This is a genomic window from Clostridium sp., assembly GCF_051650885.1.
Classification (GTDB): domain Bacteria; phylum Bacillota; class Clostridia; order Clostridiales; family Clostridiaceae; genus Clostridium.
The window spans coordinates 1-4137 of sequence record NZ_JBOFRG010000060.1 but is presented as its reverse complement, the minus strand read 5'-3'; the positions used below and the strand labels follow the sequence as shown (position 1 = coordinate 4137).

The 4137-nt window shown below is 31.3% G+C and carries 2 protein-coding genes and 1 pseudogene; 1 reads left to right on the top strand and 2 read right to left on the bottom strand.

Annotated features, from left to right (window positions below):
- Positions 1 to 431 (top strand): anaerobic ribonucleoside-triphosphate reductase activating protein (nrdG, locus tag ACRC28_RS03205; RefSeq protein WP_438542013.1); only part of this gene is annotated, 431 nt, incomplete at its 5' end.
- Between the two features lie 41 nt (positions 432 to 472).
- Here the strand turns inward: nrdG and ACRC28_RS03200 are convergent.
- Both ACRC28_RS03200 and ACRC28_RS03195 read right to left on the bottom strand, forming a co-directional pair.
- The gene (locus ACRC28_RS03200) at positions 473 to 3166 is read right to left on the bottom strand and encodes an SH3 domain-containing protein (protein WP_438542012.1); all 2694 of its coding nucleotides are present in this window, start codon (positions 3164 to 3166) and stop codon (positions 473 to 475) included.
- 237 nt (positions 3167 to 3403) lie between these two features.
- Positions 3404 to 3892, bottom strand: a pseudogene (locus tag ACRC28_RS03195) (DUF2087 domain-containing protein); the annotation flags it as partial.
- Positions 3893 to 4137 lie beyond the last annotated feature (245 nt).

Sequence of the window (4137 nt, the reverse complement as noted above, 5' to 3'; positions counted from 1 at the left end):
GTGGTTGTACTCATAAATGTAAGGGCTGTTTTAATGATGTTCAACAAGATTTTAATTATGGTAATACTTTTACTAAAGAAACTGAAGAAAACTTCATTAAAGCTGCTTCTAATCCTCAAATTAAAGGTGTTAGCATTCTGGGTGGTGAACCTATGCAACAAACTTATGATGACACTTTATTAACTCTTTTAAGACGTTTAAACAAGGATGTTAAAAAACCTCTTTGGATGTGGTCTGGTTGTACCTTTGAAGATATTTTAAAGGACCCTAAAAGATTAGAGTTGTTAAAAGAGGTTCATGTTTTAGTAGATGGTCAATTTCAATTAGATAAAAGAGATTTAAGTTTAAAGTATAGAGGTTCAAGAAATCAACGTATTATTGATGTAAAAGCCTCTTTAGAAGCTAAAAAGCCTATTGAACTTTCTCTATAGAAAAATCCCTTCAAAGTTTTTCCTACTTTGAAGGGATTTTTTTACCCAATTTGTATTCTATCTTTTAAAACCCATGCTGTACTATTTTTATAGTTTATTCTGTACCAACCATTAGCCTCTCCAACTATTTGAACTTTAGCTCCATCTTCTAAACTTCCTGCTATGTCACATCCCCATGATGGTCCATATGTTGCATAAGTATAGTTATTAAAGTCTATAGTTCCCGTCTTTATAGGCTTCATATTTTTATTTAATGATGTATCTAATCTATTTCCTTCTATCCATCCAGTTTCATTTTTATAATCTACTTCATACCATCCATTTTTTTCAGATATTATATTAAAGCTTTCTCCCTTATTTACAATTCCTAATACGCTTCCTCCCCATGATGGATTCTTTTGAATATCTGTATAGATATTTGTCTTTCCTTTTCCAATCACTTTAAGAGCTTTTAGTCTATTGCTTGGAAGCCATGCTGTTGTATTTTTATAATTTATTCTTGTCCATCCATTAGCTTGTCCTACAACTTGTACTGTAGTTCCATTATTTAATGTTCCTGCTATATCACTATTCCATGAAGGTCCATATGTTAAATCTGTATATCCATTAAAATCTACAACTGCATTTTCTTCAGATTTCATATTTTTATTTAATGATGTATTTAATCTATTTCCTTCTATCCATCCAGTTCCATTATTATAATCTACTTCATACCATCCATTTTTTTCAGATATAATATTAAAAGCTTCTCCTTTATTAACTACTCCTAATACCTGTCCTCCCCATGATGGATTTTCTTGTACATTTGTATAAACATTTGTTGTTCCAGTACCAAGCATATTTTTATTTAAACTTGTTATAAGTCTATTTTTAGGTATCCAAGCAACTTGTCCATTCTCTGTTAGAATGTTATACCAGTTTTCCCTCTCTCCTATAATCTTTACACTGCTTCCATCATTTAAAACTTTCACAATGTTTGTGTTCCACGAAGGTCCATCTAAAATGCAACTTCCTCCATATGATGGGAATGTTACTGTTCCAGTTCCTAAAGTCTTATAAACTTTAACTCTTTCTTTTAATACCCATTCATTTACTCCATTAACATCTAATCTATACCAACCTTCATGTTCTCCTGTTATATGAACCTTAGTTCCATTGTTTAATGTATATGTCTTAACTCCATACCATGTTGGAATATTTTTTGTATCCGTATATCCTAATGAAAAATCTATAATTCCTGTTTCATCTAATTTTTTAACACTATAATTTGCTGGATTGTCTACGCTATTTTTAGGTATCCATCCTGAAGTTTGCATATAATCTATTCTATACCAAGCTCCATCTTCTCCAGTTATTTTTATAGGTGTTCCGTTATTTAATTTTCCAAGCTGTACTCCATCCTTTGAAGTGCTGCTCATAATCCAAGCATAATTATTATCTAAATTATTTATTAATCCATTATCTATTGTATTATATTGAGTTCCTCTAATATCTGTATTTATTCTGTTAGCTGGAACCCATACTGAACCACCTTGGTAGTCAACTCTATACCAACCACCTTGTTGTTCTGAGCCTTTTTCATATCCAGTTATTGTAACAGCTTGTCCCTCATCAAAATCTGCCATATGATTATCATTCCAACTTGCTGTACTCATAGCCCAAGTGTACTGATTTATTGTACCCTTACTTATTTCTGGATATTCCTTTGTTATTGTTATATTATTAGGATCTTTTGCAGTATTTCCATCAACCTCTGATGCCTGTATATATCCTATTCCACCATTATAGTTAATTTTATACCAACCATTCTCTTCTCCAAATATTTGTACTGGAGTTCCATCATTAAAACTACCTATAATACTGTCATTCTCACTTGGACCACTTCTGACATTTAAATTTGATGTAGTAACACCAACTCCAAATGCCTTTAATCCTAAATGCTGTGGAGAAGCATTTGTATTAACACCACTCTCAGAAACGTCAGCCCCTGGACCACCATAGAAGAAAACTGTGGAATCTATACCTGGTGCATCAAAAGTTCCTCTAACGTGCATATTGTTTCCAAATCTCCACGCTTGTGAATCTGCTATCCATGCAACTTGATTCGCCTTATTTGCCCATCCCATAAATACAAAGGTATGTGCTGCCCCATCTGTACCTGCAAAACAGATATCCCCTGCTCTCAATTGATTAAAATTATACATTTTAACCCAACCTAAGTTATTTAAATTTCCTTGTAATGTTAAGCAGTTAGCTGTTGAATATGGAATATCTACACCTATTCCTCTAAGTGCAGTTGACACAAAGTAAGCACAGTCATCAGACCCACTATCATTATGTAACTCCATAGCCCCTTTTTCAGTATTCCATCTGTTATTAGGATTTAGTAAATACTCATATAACTTCTCTTGCATAGTTGAATGAAACTCATCTTGATTTTTTAACCCATGTAAATGATATTTATTATACTGTGTTTCATATGGATAACCATTAAATGTTACAGCAAATGATTGTGCTCTTTTTGGTGCTGCAACTGCTACAACCTTTCCAGTTTTTAAGCTAACAGCCTTAATAAGACCATTCATTTGATTATTAGTATCCATATTATTGTGACTTTCAGTATTTGACACTTTATTTATACTATCTGCATGTGCCAATACACTAGGCCCTACTATTGCTATACTTCCCGCTACTGCGATTCCCGTCACTATGGCCTTTATTTTTTTACTTTTCATTTTATCACCTTTCACTTCTTATAATTTCCCCCTAAAAATCCAGATTTCAGTATAGCATATTAATCAATAATAATTTTCCACATATCCTAAGCCCTCTTCTACTCTAACCTAAGATACATTAACACATTTCTTAATTACAATATATCTTCTTAATAAATTACTCTTTTTCCTTCCTTATAATCTCCAAATTAAAAAAATCTCCTCAAAGTTGTTAAATTACTTTGAAGAGATTTTTCACTATTCTTTTACCCAATATTCCATGCAATCTTTTGAACGTTCAACAAATCCATATTCAATTAACGCCCTTCTAATACTTGCAAAATCCTCATATATTCTTTTTAAAACTCTATTTATTTCTTTCTCAGAATACTTTCTCCCCTTAGAAAAATTCTTAACTACTTCCCCTAAAATTATTATCTTCTTTTTAGCTTTTGATGGAAATGTTTTTATAGCTCCATTTTCATCCATATAATTTTTAATAGTAGTTTCTCTTTCTTTATCTGTTATATTATATCTGTCATCTACCATTGTTGCAGTTTTATGGGCATCACATAGCTTTTCCTCTCCAACTATAGTTATATTTTTCTTTAGATTGTCTTCAAGTTTTTCCATTAAAGATAAAAATAACCTTGCTTGCTTTTCCTTTTCCCTTAACTTATAGCGATGATTTCTCACAGTTGAATCTGCTACACCTAAGCTTTTAGCAATTTCCTTATCACTTAAACCAGTTTATTAATTTTGCTTTTATTATTTTTTGTTGCACTTTTCTCTAAGTATAATGTATTATAAACTTAAATATTGGAATATTAAGGATATTTTATGAAAGGAGGTATAACATGAATTTTAAAATAAGAGATGCTAAAGAAATAGATTATATTGAATTAAATAAACTTATCTTAGAGGTTCATAAATTACATGTATCTCATAGACCCGATGTTTACATTGATACAAATACCCCTTTAGAAATTAAC